The sequence below is a fragment of the Streptomyces sp. ST2-7A genome (assembly GCF_021390475.1).
Taxonomy (GTDB): domain Bacteria; phylum Actinomycetota; class Actinomycetes; order Streptomycetales; family Streptomycetaceae; genus Streptomyces.
This window is the reverse complement of record NZ_JAJUWS010000002.1, coordinates 36,666-49,651: the sequence shown is the minus strand read 5'-3', so window position 1 is coordinate 49,651 and position 12,986 is coordinate 36,666. Positions and strand designations below refer to the sequence as shown.

The 12,986-nt window shown below is 73.1% G+C and carries 9 protein-coding genes and 1 tRNA gene; 8 read left to right on the top strand and 2 right to left on the bottom strand.

Annotated features, from left to right (window positions below):
• The first annotated feature begins 100 nt into the window (after positions 1-100).
• Positions 101-2,947 (top strand): penicillin acylase family protein, encoded by a 2,847-nt coding sequence (locus tag LZF96_RS01895; protein ID WP_233865035.1) that lies wholly within the window; start codon positions 101-103, stop codon positions 2,945-2,947.
• Positions 2,948-3,572: 625 nt separating this feature from the next.
• Here LZF96_RS01895 and LZF96_RS01890 read toward each other — a convergent pair.
• Positions 3,573-4,334 (bottom strand): 5-formyltetrahydrofolate cyclo-ligase, encoded by a 762-nt coding sequence (locus LZF96_RS01890; protein ID WP_267940326.1) that lies wholly within the window; start codon positions 4,332-4,334, stop codon positions 3,573-3,575.
• Between the two features lie 318 nt (positions 4,335-4,652).
• Here LZF96_RS01890 and galU point away from each other — a divergent pair, with 318 nt between their 5' ends.
• From galU to LZF96_RS01855, 7 genes are all read left to right on the top strand, one after another.
• Positions 4,653-5,579, top strand: coding sequence for a UTP--glucose-1-phosphate uridylyltransferase GalU (galU, locus tag LZF96_RS01885; RefSeq protein ID WP_233865034.1), 927 nt, complete (start codon positions 4,653-4,655; stop codon positions 5,577-5,579).
• A complete protein-coding gene (glp, locus tag LZF96_RS01880; RefSeq protein ID WP_374203059.1) occupies positions 5,554-6,912 on the top strand; it encodes a gephyrin-like molybdotransferase Glp in 1,359 nt (452 codons plus the stop codon). Before galU ends, glp begins: the two co-directional genes overlap by 26 nt.
• Positions 6,913-7,150: 238 nt before the next feature.
• Entirely contained in the window at positions 7,151-7,642 is a 492-nt protein-coding gene (moaC, locus tag LZF96_RS01875) for a cyclic pyranopterin monophosphate synthase MoaC (RefSeq protein ID WP_233865030.1), read from the top strand.
• Positions 7,639-8,295 (top strand): molybdenum cofactor biosynthesis protein B, encoded by a 657-nt coding sequence (locus tag LZF96_RS01870; protein WP_233865028.1) that lies wholly within the window; start codon positions 7,639-7,641, stop codon positions 8,293-8,295. The genes moaC and LZF96_RS01870 overlap by 4 nt, the downstream gene beginning before the upstream one ends.
• Positions 8,292-9,038 (top strand): GNAT family N-acetyltransferase, encoded by a 747-nt coding sequence (locus LZF96_RS01865; RefSeq protein WP_233865026.1) that lies wholly within the window; start codon positions 8,292-8,294, stop codon positions 9,036-9,038. Before LZF96_RS01870 ends, LZF96_RS01865 begins: the two co-directional genes overlap by 4 nt.
• Positions 9,039-9,167: 129 nt before the next feature.
• Positions 9,168-10,310: a hypothetical protein gene (locus tag LZF96_RS01860; protein ID WP_233865024.1), complete on the top strand. Its 1,143-nt coding sequence runs from the start codon at positions 9,168-9,170 to the stop codon at positions 10,308-10,310.
• 177 nt (positions 10,311-10,487) lie between these two features.
• Positions 10,488-10,561, top strand: a tRNA-Ala gene (locus tag LZF96_RS01855).
• 213 nt (positions 10,562-10,774) lie between these two features.
• Here LZF96_RS01855 and LZF96_RS01850 read toward each other — a convergent pair.
• Positions 10,775-12,913: an ATP-binding domain-containing protein gene (locus LZF96_RS01850; protein ID WP_308294126.1), complete on the bottom strand. Its 2,139-nt coding sequence runs from the start codon at positions 12,911-12,913 to the stop codon at positions 10,775-10,777.
• Between the last annotated feature and the right edge of the window lie 73 nt (positions 12,914-12,986).

The window sequence follows — 12,986 nt, the reverse complement described above, 5'->3', positions numbered from 1 at the left end:
GGCCGTTCGTGGGCCCCGGCGGCCACTCCCCGTGGGTCCACCCCTCCGGCGGTATGTCTATGGTTGCTGCAGCCCGCTCATCTGGCCCTGAAGGACAGCGATGCCCGCCTCCAAATCCATGCGACGCGTTCGGCTGCTCGCGATCGTGGTTGTCCTGTTGCTGTTGGGAGGTCTCACCGCCGGTGCCTTCTGGTCCGTGCAGACCGTGCGGGCATCGTTCCCGCAGGTCACCGGCCAGGTGAAGATCGAGGGGCTGAGTGCCCCCGTCACCGTCAGGCGTGACGCCAACGGCATTCCGCAGCTGTACGCGGACACCGCCGAGGACCTCTTCCGCGCACAGGGGTTCGTCCACGCCCAGGACCGTTTCTGGGAGATGGACGTCCGCCGCCACCTGACGGCCGGTCGGCTCTCGGAGATGTTCGGTGAGGAGCAGGTGGAGACCGACGCCTTCCTGCGCACCCTCGGTTGGCGGGATGTCGCCCAGCGCGAGTACGACGAACTCCTCGACGAGGACACCAAGACCTACCTGCGGGCGTACGCCGAGGGCGTCAACGCCTGGCTCGGGGAGCACGACGGCGCCGAACTCTCCGTGGAGTACGCGGTGCTCGGCCTGATCGGCGACTACGCCCCCGAGCCCTGGGACCCGGTGGACTCCGTCGCCTGGCTCAAGGCCATGGCCTGGGACCTGCGCGGCAACCTGCAGGAGGAGATAGATCGCTCGCTCCTGGCCGGGCGCCTGTCCACCGAGCAGATCGACGACCTGTACCCGGCTTACCCCTTCGACCGGAACCGGCCCATCGTCGCCGACGGGGTGGTGAGCGACGGGGCCTACGCCCCCGCCGGTGACACCTCCGGCATCCCGGCGGGAGGGGGCGCCGGCGAATCCGGGGAGGGTGAGGGGCCCGGTGCGTCCGGCGAGGCCGGGGAGAGCGCCGACGGCACGCCGGGGACATCACCCGACGCCGACGCCGACGCCGACACGGGCACCGGCGCGGACGCCGGCACCGGGGACCCGGAGGAGGGCACGGACGAGGGCGACGGCTTCACCACCCAACTCGCGGGCGTGGCCGACATCCTGGACAACATCCCCGCACTGCTCGGTCCCAACGGCAGCGGCATCGGCTCCAACTCCTGGGTGATCTCCGGTGACTACACCACCACCGGCGAACCCCTGCTGGCCAACGACCCGCACCTGGCGCCCATGCTGCCCTCCATCTGGTACCAGATGGGCCTGCACTGCACCGATGTCGGCCCCGACTGCCCCTTCGAGGTGGCCGGCTTCACCTTCTCCGGAATGCCCGGTGTCGTCATCGGACACAACGACTCCATCGCCTGGGGCTTCACCAACCTGGGCGCCGACGTCAGTGACCTGTACCTGGAGAAGCTCAGCGACGGAACCTACCTGCGCGACGGGGAGCAGTTCCCCTACAGCACCCGCCGCGAGGTGATCGAGGTCGCCGGCGGCGAGCCCCGCGAGATCACGATCCGTTCCACGGCGAACGGCCCGATCATCTCGGACCGCAGCGAGGAGATGCGCGACGCCGGCGTGCTGGCACCCGTGACTGCCGGCGCCCCCGACCGGGGTCAGGGCTACGCCGTCTCGTTGCGCTGGACGGCCCTGGAGCCCTCCAAGACCATGGACGCGGTCTTCAAGCTCAACGCCGCCGGCGACTTCACCGAGTTCCGCGAGGCTGCCCGGGACTTCGCCGTGCCCTCGCAGAACCTCCTGTACGCCGACACCGAGGGCAACATCGGTTACCAGGCCCCCGGCCGGATCCCGGTGCGCGGCGAGGGCGACGGCCGCTATCCCGCCCCCGGCTGGGACTCCGCCCACGACTGGGAGGGCTGGATCCCGCAGGACGAGCTGCCGTGGGAGTACAACCCGGAGCGCGGCTACATCGTCACCGCCAACCAGGCCGTCATAGACCCGGAGGCGTACCCCTACACGTTGACCGACGACTGGAGCTACGGCACCCGCTCCCGTCGGGTCGAGGACCTCATCGAGGCCAAGATCCGCGACGGCGGCAAGATCTCCATGGGCGACATGCGGTCCATACAGCTCGACGACAGCAACGAGATGGCCAAGATACTGGTGCCGTACCTGCTGCGGATCGACATCGACGACCCCTACATCCGTGAGGCCCAGGAGCTCCTGGAGGGCTGGGACTACACCCAGGACGCCGATTCGGCCGCGGCGGCCTACTACAACGCGGTCTGGCGGCACGTGCTGCGCTTCGCCTTCGGGCACAAGCTCCCCAAGGAGGTTCGGGTCGAGGGTCAGTGCCTGCGGGTGCGCCCGGCCGACGACTCCGGCCCGCTGGAGGACGCCCACGGCCGGGCCCGCCTGGTCACCGAGTGCGGTGAGCGGACTCCCGACAGCGCCCAGCCCGACGGCGGCGACCGCTGGTTCGAGGTGGTCCGGATCCTGCTCGAGGAGCCGGAGAGCGAGTGGTGGGTCTCCTCCGGGAACCGCAGCACCCCCTCCTCCCGTGACCGGGACGAGCTGCTGGCCAAGGCGATGAAGGACGCCCGCTGGGAGCTGACCTCGCTGCTCGGCAAGGACATCTCCACCTGGAGCTGGGGTCGGCTGCACCAGTTGGAGCTGACCAACCAGACCCTCGGTACGGCGGGTCCGGGCGTGGTGCGGACCCTGCTCAACCGTGGTCCGTGGAGCATCTCCGGCGGTCAGGACGCGGTGAACGCCACCGGGTGGAACGCGGCCGGCGGCTACGGGGTGACCTGGGTGCCGTCGATGCGGATGGTGGTCAACCTGGCCGACTTCGACCAGTCGGTGTGGATCAACCTGTCGGGTGCCTCGGGGCACGCCCACCACACCAACTACACGGACCAGACGCGGCTGTGGGCCGACGGCGAGTACCTGCCGTGGGCGTGGACCGACGAGGCGGTCGAGGAGGCCACGGAGAACACCATGGCCCTGTTGCCCTGACAGCCCTCCCGGGGCGCCGGTCGCCCCGGGACACCGTGCGACACACGTCGTCGCGCCCCGCCCGGACACGCCTCGACGGCGGCGGCCCCGGGATCGGCTCCGCCGGTTCCCCGGCGGCCGCCGTCGCGCGTTTCCCTTCCGTGCGTTTCCGGCCGGGCGCGGTACCCGACTCGCCCCCGGGGCGAGGTGCCGGTGCGGGCCCCGGGGCCCGAGCCCGCCCGGGGCCACGGGCGGGACGGGGGCGGTCACCGGCCGGAGCCCCGATCGTTCGCCCCGGCCCCGGCCCCGGCCCCGGCCCCGGCCCCGGGCTTCGGCGACACCGGCCCGGGTACCGACCGTTCGCCTGAGCGCCTGAGCGCCTGAGCGCCTGAGCGCCTGAGCGCCTGAGCGCCTGAGCGCCTGAGCGCCTGAGCGCCTGAGCGCCTGAGCGCCTGAGCGCCTGAGCGCCTCGTACCCGGGGCCCCGGGCCCCGGGTACGAGGCGCTCAGGCGCTCAGGCAAGTGCACGGGGCGTACTCCGGGCCGGGCTGTCCGCGCGGGGCACGCACATGGCCCCTCCGACGCGGGGGAGGGGTGCCGGCGCCGAGGTCCGGCCCGTTCCCCGTCGTTCCACCCGCAGGTGCCCTCTACCCCGCCGCCGAGCCGGGACCGGAGAAGCGGTGGATCCCCTCCGGGGTCACCGCGAGGTGCACCGGGCGGTCGTGCGGCTCGCAGGGTAGTTCGTCCATCACCTCGTGTCCGTACAGCAGCACCGCCAGCAGCGGGCCGCCGCCGGCCGGTCCGCCCTCGAGGCTTCCGCCGATCAGCCGGGTCAGCGCGCGGTCGTAGCTGCCGCCGCCGCGCCCCAGGCGCACGCCCCGGGCGTCCACCGCGAGACCGGGCAGCAGGACGACCTCCGCCTCGCGGACGGCCCCGGTGCCCAGCCGTTCGCCCGCCGGTTCGAAGAGCCTGATCCGGCCATTCCCGTGCTCGGTCTCCCGCAGGGACTCCCGCCCCTCGTACCCGGCCCAGTCGAGGTCGTCGTCGGAAAGCAGTACCGGGAGCAGGACCCGGACGTCGCGACGACGCAGTTCCTCCAGCAGGAGCCGGGTGCCCGGTTCCTGTCCCACCGCGACGTAGGCGGCCACCGTGCGGGCGGCCGCGACCTCCGGGAGGGCCAGCACCCGGCCGGCCAGCGACTCGGCGGCCTCCAGGGCTTCCTCGGGGGCCATCGCGGCGCGCACCGCCTGCAGGTCCCGGCGCACCTCGCGTTTGCGCTCGGCGGTCGTGTCCTCCTCGCCTCCGGCCGTGACGAGGGGGCCGGACCCTGCGGGGGAGGCAGTCGTGGGAGAGGGGTCCCCGGGGGAGCGGGCCCCGGCCGTCCCATCGGATTCCGGGAAGTTCCTCATGCGATCCCGCCGTCCGTTTCCGTCACCCGTGCTCCTTCGCCGTATGGTCCGTCGTGGCGCGGTTTCCCGCCCGGTGTTGTCCGCGTGGCGTCACGGGCCCGGCGGCCCGGGGCACCCGATGCCTCGGGGACTCCCGGGGCACGCGTTCACCTGTTTGTTCGAGTTCCCTCATGAGTGGTTCCGCGAACGTTGGTATCGAGGGAATTTCCCGCCTCGGATCGTGCCCACGGCATGTCCATCCTCCCCGAAATGCGCCCACCCGGACGCGCCCCCTGAAACCCCCTCGGGCGAACCGATCAGATGGTTAAAGTGACCGTCATGACTTCACCACGCCCCCGGAACAGCCCCATCCTCACCAAGGCGGTCATCCCGGCGGCCGGCCTCGGTACCCGATTCCTTCCCGCCACCAAGGCGACGCCCAAGGAGATGCTGCCGGTTGTCGACCAGCCGGCGATCCAGTACGTGGTGGAGGAGGCCACCCGGGCCGGCCTCACCGATGTCCTCATGATCACCGGCCGCAACAAGCGCCCGCTGGAGGACCACTTCGACCGGAACTACGAACTGGAGGAGGTGCTGCGCGCCAAGGGCGACGAGAGCCGCCTCTCGCGTGTCCAGCAGTCCACCGGTCTGGCGACCATGCACTACGTGCGCCAGGGCGACCCCAAGGGTCTGGGACACGCCATCCTCTGCGCCGCCCCGCACGTCGGCGACCAGCCCTTCGCCGTCCTGCTGGGCGACGACCTCATCGACGCCCGCGACCCGCTGCTGACCACGATGATGGACGTGCGAGAGCGGCACGGTGGCAGCGTCGTCGCCCTGCTGGAGGTCGATCCCGGTCAGATCCACCTCTACGGCTGCGCCGCCGTGGAGGAGACCGACGGGAACGGCGTCAAGCGCGTCACCGACCTGGTGGAGAAGCCGGCAGCGGCCGACGCCCCCAGCAACTACGCGGTCATCGGCCGCTACGTCCTGGACCCGGCCGTCTTCGAGGTGCTGCGCAACACCCCGCCCGGGCGCGGCGGCGAGATCCAGATCACCGACGCCCTGCAGACCATGGCCGCCGATCCCTCCATCGGCGGGCCGGTGCACGGCGTGGTCTTCCAGGGCCGCCGTTACGACACCGGGGATCGGGGCGACTACCTGCGCACCATCGTCCGCCTCGCCTGCGAGCGCGAGGACCTGGGCCCGGATTTCCGCGACTGGCTGACCAAGTACGTCAATGGGGAGATGCGCGAACTTGGCTGATATCCGGTCGGTCGAGGAGCATCTGGCGGAAATCCTGGCCACGGTTCGCCCGCTGGAGCCGATCGAACTGCCGCTGTCCGACGCGCACGGTTGCGTCCTCACCGAGGACGCGACCGTGCCCGTCGCGCTCCCACCCTTCGACAACAGCTCCATGGACGGCTACGCCGTGCGGGTCGCGGACGTCGAGGGTGCCGACGAGCGCTATCCGGCGGTCCTGGAGTTGATCGGTGACGCACCGGCCGGTGGTGGGGAGCCGGTCCCGGCCGTCACCCCCGGTCGGGCGGTGCGGATCATGACCGGTGCCCCGCTGCCGCCCGGTGCCGAGGCGGTGGTTCCCGTGGAGTGGACCGACGGCGGTACCGGGGGCGGCCCGGCGGAGTCGATGGAGGGCCACGGGCCGGTCGTCGGCGGTGAGGTGCGCGTGCACCGCCCGGTCGCCGCCGGGCAGCACGTGCGGCGGCGCGGCGGCGATGTCTCCGCCGGTGCCCTGGCCCTGGCCGCCGGCACGTTGCTGACCCCGCCCCGGATCGGCCTGCTCGCCGCGATCGGCCGGGCCTCGGTACCGGTGCGCCCCCGCCCCCGGGTGGCGGTGATCTCCACCGGGAGCGAACTGGTGCCGCCCGGTCGTCCGCTGGGCCCGGGCCGGATCCACGACAGCAACGGCTTCGCCCTGGCCGCCGCCGCCCGTGACGCCGGCGGCGAGCCCTACCGGATCGCGGCCGTCGCCGACGACCCGGCCGAGTTGCGCGCGGTGCTCACCGAGCAACCGGGTCGCGCCGACCTGATCGTCACCACCGGTGGTGTCAGTGGCGGCGCCTTCGATGTGGTGAAGGCGGCGTTGGGCGGGCCGGAGGCGCCGCCCGGTTCGGTGGGATTCCACCGGTTGGCCATGCAGCCGGGGAAGCCCCAGGGCTTCGGGGTGTTGGTGGGCGCGGCGGGGGAGCGGGTGCCGCTGTTGGCGCTGCCGGGGAATCCGGTGAGCGCCTACGTCTCCTTCGAGTTGTTCGTCCGGCCGGCGCTGCGGGCCCTGGCGGGTCGCTCCGACCTGCACCGCCCCCGGGTTCGCGCGGTGCTCGTCGCCGACGAACCGCTGGTCTCGCCGGCGGGCAAACGGCAGTTCCTGCGCGGTCTGTCGGCCGGGACGGCGTACGGCGCCCCCGCCGACGCCGGCGGTGCCGTGAGCGGGTTCGCGGTGAGTCCGGTCGGGGGAGCCGGCTCCCACCTGGTCGCGGCCCTGGCCCGTGCCGACTGTCTGATCGTCGTTCCCGAGGACGTCACGGAGGTCGTGCCGGGAACCGAGGTGGAGGTCGTCCTCCTGGACCGTGACCACTGAACGGGGTGGGGTCGGCTCGGTGACGGCGTCGTGCGCGGCCCGGCCGGTGCCGGCGGTACGACCCGTCCGGCGCCGCCCCCGGCCGTTCCACCGGGGCCCGGGGGAGGGCGGCGCTGGACCACGCGGACCCCGCCGCGGCCGGGTGTCGTCCGTCCACGCGGGGTGGATCGGTGCCGGCCCTCCGTTCCCGTGGCGCCGTCGGCGGCGGCGCCACGGGCAAGCGGTACCGTTGCGCCTCATGAGCAGTGCGCATTCCCCCGGCGGCCTCACCCACCTGGACGAGACGGGCGCCGCCCGGATGGTCGATGTCTCCGGTAAAGAAGTGACCGTCCGCACGGCGCGGGCCACCGGCCGGGTCCTGGTCTCCCCTCGTGTGGTGGAGTTGTTGCGGGGCGTCGGATTCCCCAAGGGCGACGTGCTCGCCGTCGCCCGGGTGGCGGGCATCATGGGTGCCAAGCGGACCCCCGACCTCATCCCGTTGTGCCACCCGCTGGACGTCTCCGGCGTGAGTGTGGAGTTGGCGGTGGCCGATGACGCGGTGGAGATCACCGCCACGGTCCGTACCACCGGCCGCACGGGGGTGGAGATGGAGGCACTCACCGCCGTGACCACCGCCGCGCTGACCGTGGTGGACATGGTCAAGGCGGTGGACAGGGGCGCCGTGATCGGCGACGTGCGGGTGGAGGAGAAGACCGGAGGAGCCTCCGGGGATTGGGGACGGCCCGGATGAGCCGATCCGCGCCACCCGGACCGTCCGCCCCGACCGGCGCCGGTGCCCCCGGCACCCCCGACAACGGAGGCACCGGGGTGGAGGCCGCGCACCCCGCCGCGCCCCCACGCGCCCTCGCCGTCACCGCCTCCAACCGCGCCGCCGCCGGTATCTACGCGGACACCGGTGGTCCGATCATCGTCGCGGCCCTGGGGCGGCTCGGCTTCGCCGTCGAGGGTCCGCAGGTGGTGCCGGACGGCGAACCGGTGGAGGCGGCGCTGCGCGCGGCCGTCGAGGCCGGGTACGCGGTCGTCCTCACCACCGGCGGCACCGGTCTGACCCCCACCGACCGCACCCCCGAGGCGACCCGGGCGGTCATCGACCGTGAGGTGCCGGGCATCGCCGAGGCGATCCGGGCCGCCGGTGTCCCGAAGGTCCCGACCGCGGCTCTCTCGCGGGGACTCGCCGGAATCGCCGGGAGTACCCTGATTGTGAACCTGCCCGGTTCCACGGGAGGGGTACGGGACGGACTGGCCGTCCTCGAGCCCCTCCTGCGGCACGCAGTCGACCAGATCGGGGGCGGGGATCATCCCCGACCGGTGGCGCCCGCGCCGGAGGCGGGTGGGGAGTCCGACCATCCCGGTCGGACGAGGAAGTACGGGGACCCGCGATGAATCACCACTGGCCGGTCGAATTGGTGGACGGCGACATCGTCCTCCGTCCGATACGACAACGCGACCACCGTTCCTGGCGTGAGGCCAATCACCGCAACCGTGAGTGGCTGCGCCCCTGGGAGGCGACGGTTCCGCCGCCCCCGCCCGGCCATCTGGCGCCGCGTCGGCCCACCTTCCGGCAGATGGTCCGTCACCTGCGGGTCGAGGCGCACGCCGGGCGGATGTTCCCCTTCGTCGTCGAGTACCGGGGGCGCCTGGTCGGTCAGTTGACGGTCGCCGGGGTGGCGTGGGGTTCGATGTGCTCGGCGCACATCGGTTACTGGATCGATCGGGAGGTCGCCGGCCGCGGGGTGATGCCCACGGCCGTGGCGTTGGTCACCGATTTCTGCTTCCGCACGGTGGGTCTGCACCGACTGGAGATCTGCATCCGGCCGGAGAACGGGCCGAGTCGTCGGGTGGTGGAGAAGCTCGGTTACCGCGAGGAGGGGTTGCGTCCCCGCTACCTGCACATCGACGGTGACTGGCGCGACCACCTGATCTTCGCCCTGACCGCGGAGGAGGCGCCGGAGAGCCTGCTGGAGCGCTGGCACGGTCGACGGTCGGGGGGTGCCGCTCCGGGGAGCGCCGGCCCGGAGCGCGATGGGCCCGGGCGCGAGGCGGTGTCGTCGGCCGGCCGTGTCGTCCCGCCTCCGGCGGAGGGGGCCGGAAAGCCGGGATTCGGTTTTCCCGCCCCGCAGAAATAGCACAGATTTTCGATTTCCCCGGTAGGGCTTCCTCACAATCCGAGGAAATGACCGGATGGTGAAGCCAATCGGGCAACACACCGCGCCATTTGGCAGATGGAGTCGCGCCCATCCCTCTACGGTGGCAGCGTGAACAGCAGTGGGCTCATCTTCGCAATGATCGTCGGCGCCTGGGCCGCGTATCTCGTGCCGATGTGGCTCCGCCGGCACGACGAACTGAACGACTCCCGACCGACGGAACGCTTCAGCACGGCCATCCGGTTGCTGTCCGGCCGCTCCCTGACCGGCCGTCGCAAGCGGCCGGCGGAACCCGACGCCGATCCCTCCGACCCCTCCGGATCCCCGGCCGGGGATCCGGTCACCACCGGACCACCGGCCGGGGAGACCGAGATCCGGGCCACCGACCTGCGCGCCTACGCCGACCCGGTCACCGCCGTACACGCCGTCGGCGATGACCGGCCCGGCCATCCCGGCGACCCCGCCGACCGGTCCGTCGTCGAGGACGCCCCCGCCGTCGGCGCCGCCTCCGCGGCGACACCGCTCCCGGTCGCCCGGGCCCGGGTGCTGGCCCGTCGTCGCCGCACCACCATGGTCCTGCTGGGCTGCTTCGCGCTCGGCGGGGTGATCACCGCCGCCGGCGGGCGGGCCTGGATCTGGCTGCCCGCCGTGCCGGCCGTGCTGCTCATCGCCTACCTGCGTCGCATCCGCGCCCAGGAGCGCCGCCGGCAGAGCGTCACCCTGGACCGTGCCCGGGCCGAGGAGGCCGCGCGCGCGCTGCGCGAGCGCCAGGCCGAGATCATCGCCGCCGCCGGGGCCGTCGAGGAGCCCCCGGCCCGCCGGGAGCCGGGGCGCGAACCGCACCGCGAGCAGCGCACCCCGCCCGCCCTCCGGTCCGCCGAACGTCACCGGGCGATCGTCGAGCAGACCGACCACGCCGAATGGCTGGACCGCCAGCGGAGCCGCTCCGAGCTCTGCGAGGAGGTCGAGCGCTGGGACCCGGCTCCGGTGCCCCTGCCCACCTACCTCAACGCCCCCGTGGCGCCCCGGGACGGCCGTCACCCCGGTGCCGACCTGGACGCCCCGAACCCGTGGAACGCCGTACCCTCCGCCGCCGAGCCCCGCCCGGCGGAGCGCGACGGTGCCCGCGACGACCGGGGCGACCGCGACGAGAACGCGCCCCGGCGCAGGCCTCCCGTCGCACGCGGTCCGCAGCGCACGCCGCTGTTCGACCAGTTCGCCGACCCGGATCGCCCCCGCGCCGCCGGGGAGTGACCGACCGGTGGGACGACGCGGTGGTCGCCGACGACCGGCTGTCGGCGCGGACGAACGGCGTTCCGGGGTCGGATCGGAGCCCGCTCGCCGGTCCGGACCGGCGAGCGGGACGGCCCGCCTCATCCCGCCGATTTCGGCTCCGCGTCTCCCGGGTGCTAAAGTCTTCCTCGTTCGCAAGGGCCTGTAGCGCAGCCTGGTAGCGCATCTCGTTCGCAACGAGGGGGTCAGGGGTTCAAATCCCCTCAGGTCCACGTGACGACTGCTCCTGAGTTCACTCGGGAGGAGTTCACGAGATCCCGTCCGATCTGATCGATCGGACGGGATCTCGGCGTTTCCGGGGTCCGTTCGAGGTGTTGTCCGACCGGGGTCCGTGCCGGAGTCGGTTGCCCGGCGGTCGTCGGCCTGAGGATTTCGGGGTGGTTCGAGGTCGTTCGGGGTGGTGGACGGCAGCCGGTCGTCGGGGCTCAATCACCGTTGCCGGGGTTGACCTCGACGACCGTGAGGCGTTTGGTGGCGCGGGTCGTCGCCACGTACAGGTCGCGTGCGCCGGCGGGGCGCGCGGCGCGGACGGCTTCGGGGTCGACGAGCAGCACCGCGTCGAACTCCAGGCCGCGCGCCTCGGCGGCCGGTACCACCATGGTGCCCTCGCCCCGCACGAAGGCCTCGAGGCCCCGGACACGCGCCGACGGGCAGATGACGCCGATGAGTTCACCCGGGTGGGCCCGCCGCTCCTCGTCGACGAGCCGGCCGAGCAGGGCGGGGAGCAGCGCCTCCGTGGTCCCGATCGTGCGCGGGGTCTCGCCGTGCCGGATCGAGCGGGAGGGCCGCTGATCCGGTGCCACCTCCGCGAGGAGCGGGGCCGAGGCCCGCAGGATCTCGGCGGTGGTCCGGTAGTTCACGGTGAGGGTGTGCACCTCGAACCGATCACCGACGAATGGCGAGAGGGCCGCCTCCCAGTCATGGATCCCGGTCGCCGATCCGGCCTGCGCGAAGTCGCCGACGATCGTCATCGAGCGGGACGGGCAGCGGCGCATCAGCATCCGCCACTCCATCTCCGTGAGTTCCTGCGCCTCGTCGACCACGATGTGGCCGAACACGTCCTCCGGCGGGCCGTCGATCAGGTGCCGGACCTCGTCGAGGAGTGCGAGGTCGGCGGTGGTGGAGGCGTCGTCCGGACCCCCCGTGGGGAACGTCCTCCCCTCCGGCGCCGATGCGGGCGGGCACGTGGACGAGGGGGAGTCGGGCGGAGCCCCGTCGGCGAGGAAGTCCCGAAGCACGTCGGCCGGCTCCAGGCGTGGCCAGACCCGCTCGATCAGCGTCTCGATGCCCGGGTCGTCGATCAGCGACGCCCGGACCGTCTCCCGGTCGAACTCCGGCTGCCCCCCGCCGGGGCCCGGGCCATCGACCCCGAGTCGGCGCAGGTCGGCGGCGGTGGCCCGATCGGGGTCGATGCCCAGTACCTCGGCCACCTCGGCGTCGATGGCGTCGAGCGCGGCGGCGGCACGCTCCTCCATCAGGTCGACGAGGTCGTCGACGACGTACTCCTTGAAGTGTTCCCGCGCGGGGTTGTGGCCGGAGGTGTCCCGCAGGGCGGCCCGCCGCGAGCCGTCCACCAGGGGGGCGTCCAGGGTCATGGTGTCGTGCCCGATGGTCACGGTCAGCGACGTGCCGTGGGGGCGACGCGCGCCCACCCACTCCGCGAGTTCCCCGGCGCGTTCGGCCCGCCCCTTCCATTCGGCGAGGGCGGTCGGTTCGGTGTCGGTCGGCGTCACCCCGACGAGGTCGGCGGCCGTGGCGAGCCGCACGTCGTTCTCCCCGAGTGAGGGCAGGACGTCGCCGATGTAGTCGAGGAAGCGACGATTCGGGCCGTGCACGAGCACTCCCCGTTCGGCGACTCGCGGGAACGCGTACAGCACGTAGGCCGCCCGGTGCAGGGCGACGATCGTCTTGCCGGTTCCCGGCCCGCCCCGCACCACCGTCACGCCGCGCGAGGGGGAGCGGACGATGGAGTCCTGCTCGGCCTGGAGGGTCGAGACGGTCTCCCGCATCCGGCCCGTGCGCGCCCGGCCCAGGGCCTCGACCAGAGGGCCGTCCCCGACCACGTCCTCGTCGGTCGGCACGGATCCGTCGAGGAGTTCGTCACTGACACCCGTGACGGTGCGGCCCGCCAGGCGCAGGTGCCGGCGGCGCCGCAGGCCCAACGGGGACACGGCGGTGGCGGCGTAGAACGGACGCGCGGCATCGGCGCGCCAGTCGATGAGCAGCAGATCACCGTCCTCGTCGCGCAGCGAGATGCGGCCGATGCGCAACGAGGCGCCGGCCGTGGTGTCGACGCGGCCGAAGCACAGCGAGCGTTCGGCCGCCCGCAGCTCCCCGACGATCCGGGAGAGGCGATCGACCTCCAGGTCACGGGCGTACCGCTCACCGGGGCTTTCGGGCCGGACGGCCAGTGCCCGGTCGCGGTCCTCGAGTGCCCGGGCCAGGTCGTCGTCCAGCCGCCGGTACATCGTGTCGACCGCCGCGCGCTCCACCTCCACCTGCCGCTCGCGGGAACCATCCGTCACCTCGCCCCGCGGGGAGGAACCCGCGGACCGGTCGGCCACGGGATCACCGCCTCCCTTCCCATCCGCCGACCGCGACTCTTCCGGATTCCGCACCTCGGTGATCCGCTCCATC

Bases quoted from the DNA above. Each gene is read 5' to 3' on its own strand.
- moaC (WP_233865030.1), top strand. From the start codon at position 7,151: ATGAGCAGTGCGCATTCCCCCGGCGGCCTCACCCACCTGGACGAGACG.
- LZF96_RS01895 (WP_233865035.1), top strand. From the start codon at position 101: ATGCCCGCCTCCAAATCCATGCGACGCGTTCGGCTGCTCGCGATCGTG.
- LZF96_RS01870 (WP_233865028.1), top strand. From the start codon at position 7,639: ATGAGCCGATCCGCGCCACCCGGACCGTCCGCCCCGACCGGCGCCGGT.
- LZF96_RS01865 (WP_233865026.1), top strand. From the start codon at position 8,292: ATGAATCACCACTGGCCGGTCGAATTGGTGGACGGCGACATCGTCCTC.
- glp (WP_374203059.1), top strand. From the start codon at position 5,554: ATGGGGAGATGCGCGAACTTGGCTGATATCCGGTCGGTCGAGGAGCAT.
- LZF96_RS01890 (WP_267940326.1), bottom strand. From the start codon at position 4,334: ATGAGGAACTTCCCGGAATCCGATGGGACGGCCGGGGCCCGCTCCCCC.
- galU (WP_233865034.1), top strand. From the start codon at position 4,653: ATGACTTCACCACGCCCCCGGAACAGCCCCATCCTCACCAAGGCGGTC.